The organism is Sutterella parvirubra YIT 11816 (assembly GCF_000250875.1).
Classification (GTDB): Bacteria; Pseudomonadota; Gammaproteobacteria; order Burkholderiales; family Burkholderiaceae_F; genus Sutterella; species Sutterella parvirubra.
The window spans coordinates 4,132-8,040 of the sequence record NZ_JH605006.1 but is presented as its reverse complement, the minus strand read 5'-3'; the positions used below and the strand labels follow the sequence as shown (position 1 = coordinate 8,040).

General features: G+C 64.9%; 4 protein-coding genes. 3 read left to right on the top strand and 1 reads right to left on the bottom strand.

The genetic code is table 11. The features are described from left to right. On the top strand, window positions 1-692 hold a 692-nt coding region (locus tag HMPREF9440_RS08405; protein ID WP_216586076.1), incomplete at its 5' end, for a hypothetical protein. Window positions 693-1,044: 352 nt separating this feature from the next. Beyond that, window positions 1,045-2,160 (top strand): porin, encoded by a 1,116-nt coding sequence (locus HMPREF9440_RS08400; protein WP_008543299.1) that lies wholly within the window; start codon window positions 1,045-1,047, stop codon window positions 2,158-2,160. 240 nt (window positions 2,161-2,400) lie between these two features. Here HMPREF9440_RS08400 and HMPREF9440_RS08395 read toward each other — a convergent pair whose 3' ends face one another. Next, the gene (locus HMPREF9440_RS08395) at window positions 2,401-3,342 is read right to left on the bottom strand and encodes an NAD-dependent epimerase/dehydratase family protein (protein WP_008543297.1); all 942 of its coding nucleotides are present in this window, start codon (window positions 3,340-3,342) and stop codon (window positions 2,401-2,403) included. 197 nt (window positions 3,343-3,539) lie between these two features. Between HMPREF9440_RS08395 and HMPREF9440_RS11525 the strand changes: the two genes are divergently transcribed. After that, window positions 3,540-3,909, top strand: a 370-nt coding sequence (locus tag HMPREF9440_RS11525) for a hypothetical protein (protein ID WP_008543295.1), incomplete at its 3' end; no start/stop codon positions are given.

The following is a 3,909-nucleotide window of genomic DNA, read 5'->3' as shown; positions in this document are numbered from 1 at the left end:
GCGAGATGGGGCCCATGATCTACGAGCGCACCGGCGCGGAAGCGGCGGATGCGCTCCGCGACGTGCGGGCGTCCTTGGAAGCGAAGATCCGCCGCGAAGAGGCCGTTCTGGCGGAGGTCAAAAAGGTGGAGGCTTGGCTTCGCGAGCGCTTCGAGAAGCCCGACGACTGGGAGATCCGGCGAAGTGAAGGCTTCTACTTCCTCCCGCACGCGAACGGCACGGACTTCATCAAGGATGAACGCATCTACGACATCCTCCCCGCCTGGATGGAGGGGATGCCGATCGTGAAGTCGGCGCTGCGCTTCACGCCGCCCGCGTGCGCCTTCGGCGACGAGGGCGCGGAGCCCCCGCCCCTTGACGACTTCTTCAGGAAGAACGCCGTCTGGGGGATGCTGGTGGGCGAATCCGCCGTGAAGCAGTTGGGACTCCCGTTGAACGACGTCGTCGAATACTTCCCGGCAGGCCGCCGCTTCGTGCATCACTTCGGCGGGTGCGGCGCCTTGGACGCCATGGCGTCGCTTGCCGACGGTTCGCACCGCCTCTACCGCGCGATGCGGGACGCGAACCAACGCCCCGCGAGTGCGGCTTCCGGTGCGGCGCAGGGCGGCTCCTGCTTCATGGAAATCCGGATGACCGCCAGGCGCGACCTCGACCGCGAGGCCTACGGGCTCTTCCGCGTGCTGCTCGACTGAGCGGAAGGGGGTGGAATGGGTGCGGCATCGGGGTCGAAAAAGCTTGGCTAAGGGTAAACCTCTATGTCTTCATAACTCTTTTGGCTGAGTTGTGCATAGGCAAGCCCTTGTTTTTCTTGGAGGAGGGATTTGAGCGTCCTCTTCTTCCTTTGACCTAGGTCCTACACCCAACTTGAGGATGACACCCGTCTCCGGCGGTTCGCATTCGACTCTCAGAGCCGCCGACGAGTAGATTCATCAACCACCAACTGGCGCCGACGCTCTTCCGGCACGAACCAAGCTCCGCACGACGCGAACTCCCAACGTCGTCCGTGCGGACCGGGAAGCGCCGCCGCGCCGCAAGGACTTCGAAATGCAGAAGACGCTCATCGCGCTCGGCCTCGCCGCCGCGCTCACCTCCTTCCAGGCCCAGGCCGCCGACGTGACGCTCTACGGTCTCGTCGACTACGGCTTATCGCTCCAGCACCGCACGCCGGTTCAGGGCGAATCCGACACCACCTTCAAGATGAATTCCGGCATGAACTCGGGCTCGCGCTTCGGTATGAAGGGCACGGAAGACCTCGGGAACGGCATGAAGGTCGGTTTCGTCCTTGAAAACGGCTTCAGCGCGGACTCTGGCGCGATGGGTCAGGACGGCCGCATCTTCGGGCGCGAAGCGTCGCTCACGCTCTCGGGCGACTTCGGTCAGGTGTCGTTCGGGCGCCTCGGCCCCGTGGTCGGCGACAACGGCACCTACGCGCTCTTCGGCGCGGCGGTGAGCCCGTTCTCCTGCGGTTGGGGCGACGTGGGCGGCCACCTCCAGGTGACCGCGCTCGGCTACGAATTCATCGACAACACCATCAACTACCGTACGCCCAACTTCGGCGGCTTCGACGTGACCGCCCAGTATTCGCTCGGCACCGACGCGAAGAACTACGGCGAGGGCGTCGAAGGCAAGACCACGGTCGAACGCATGGGCGCTATCGCCGCCCGCTACCGCGCGGCCGGCTTGATGGTCGTGGCCGGCGTCGAAACGATCAACTGGGCGCAGCCCGCCGCGGGCGACACGAAGCTGGACGACGCCATGTCGCTCAACCTCGCCGGCACGTACGACTTCGGCGTCATGAAGCTCTACGCCTACGGCCAGTACTTCCAGGACTACCAGAAGGCCGCGAAGACCACGACCTTCTCGGTGGCGTCCGGCGTCGACGGCTTCGGCATCAACCTGGGCGCCGACGTCCCCGCCTTCGGCGGCACGGTCAAGATGGGCGTCGGCTACGGCGACTTCGAGGGCTCCCGCGACTCCGACCTCTCGATGGACACGATTCAGGCGACCCTGGGCTTCACCTACAAGTTGAGTCCCACCACGTACATGTACACGGCCGGGAACTTCATCAAGGCGAACTATTCCGACAAGTACGAAGCGGCGCACCCCGATGCTGCGGAGCGCATCTGCGAGTACATCGTCGGCATGGTGCACAAGTTCTGAGCCTTGTGAGCTGATCGAAAAGTCTTCCTGAACACGGCTACGGGCGGCTTCCCTTGGGGGAGGCCGCCCGCGTCGCGTTTAGGCAAAGCGCTGTGTTGAAGAGCGCGGTGTCAGGTATTCGTGAAAAATGCCTTTGACAGGCCTGATTGACGGGGTTCTCCGGCGGTTTCGGGTCGGAAGGGAAAGCCGTGTACGCGTAGATACCCATAGGGCGGAAGTTTTCGCCGGGGTGTTTTCAGGTCAGACCCGCTTCGCGACTTCCGCGAGCATCACGTCCGTCATGGCGTCGAGGCTGTACTCCGGCCTCCAACCCCATTCCTCCCGCGCCGCCAGGTCGTCCAACACCTGCGGCCAACCGTCCGCGATCGCCTGGAGGTTGGGCTTCACCGCGTACGTGAGCTCAAAACCGGGGAGCTTCCGGCGGATGCTCTCCGCAATCTCGTCCGGCGTAAAGGAGAAGGCAGCGACGTTGAACGCGTTGAAGTGCTTCAGTTTCTCCGCGTCGGCCTCCATGACCTCCACGGTCGCGCGGAGCGCGTCCGGCATGAACATCATCGGAAGGCGCGTCTCCGGACCCAGGGGCGAGGCATAGCGGCCCCTTCTCACAGCCTCCCAGTAGATCTCGACCGCGTAGTCTGTCGTGCCGCCGCCCGGGGGCGTCACGTAGCTGATGAGGCCGGGAAAGCGCAGGCTCCGCGCATCGACGCCGTACTTCGCGCGGTAGTAGTCGCCAAGAAGCTCGTCCACGACCTTCGTGATGCCGTAGATCGTCTTCGGGCGCTGGATCGTGTCCTGCGGCGTCGGATTCCGGGGCGTCTCCGGCCCGAAGGCCCCGATGGAGCTGGGCGTCAGGACCGAGAGCTTCATCTCGCGCGCGAGTTCAAGGAGCCCGATGACCCCGTTGACGCCCACGCTCCAAGCGGCGAAAGGCTTTGCCTCGGCCGTTGCCGAGAGAATCGCCGCGAGGTTGATCACGGTGTCGATCCGATGCCGCTCCACGATGCGCTTCAAGGCCTCGGTGTCCATCAAGTTCACCGTCTCGGAAGGCCCGTCGGCCAGATGCGGGGGCAGCGGCGTCCGCCCGCTCGTGCCGGCCACGACCGTGTAGCCGCGCTCACGCATGTAGGGGACGAGTTCGGAGCCGATCTGACCGGCCGCGCCGATGACGAGGATGCGTTCCATGAAGCCTCCGGGATGAGGGTGAGGGAAGGGCGGCCGGGAAGGGCCGACGCATCCGTTCATCTTAGCGGGCGTGGGTCGAAATAGGGTGGCCGAAGTTCGCGTACCGTTGCTGTTGGAAACCTTAAGTTGTCCAATCGTCAGGGCGCTCCCGTAGAATGAAGGCATCCCATTTCACCCATCCCCACCGGACAAAAACCATGCTTCGCCGTCACTTCCTCACCGCTCTCACCGTCACCTCCGCCGCCGCGCTCACGGGCTGCGGCATCTACGGGATCGGGAATCCCGGGGTTGAGGACGTCGTGGGCCGCTGGATCGAAACGACGGCCGGCGTGACGGGCGAACAGGGCTACGTCTTCGCGGCGGACGGGAAGGTGACGTCCTTCGGGTTCGCGAACCGCGAGGCGCGCACGTACACGTGCTACCGCGGCCTCATGGAATTGAAGGGCGTCGTCAAGACCGCCTCGGGCGGCGAGATGGGCTTCACGCACAGCTACGTCGTCACGCAGGAAGGCGGCACGATGACGCTCACGCAGGGGTACGAACGCCGGACGTTCCGCCGGGCGGAGT

Bases quoted from the DNA above. Each gene is read 5' to 3' on its own strand.
- HMPREF9440_RS08400 (WP_008543299.1), top strand. From the start codon at position 1,045: ATGCAGAAGACGCTCATCGCGCTCGGCCTCGCCGCCGCGCTCACCTCC.
- HMPREF9440_RS08395 (WP_008543297.1), bottom strand. From the start codon at position 3,342: ATGGAACGCATCCTCGTCATCGGCGCGGCCGGTCAGATCGGCTCCGAA.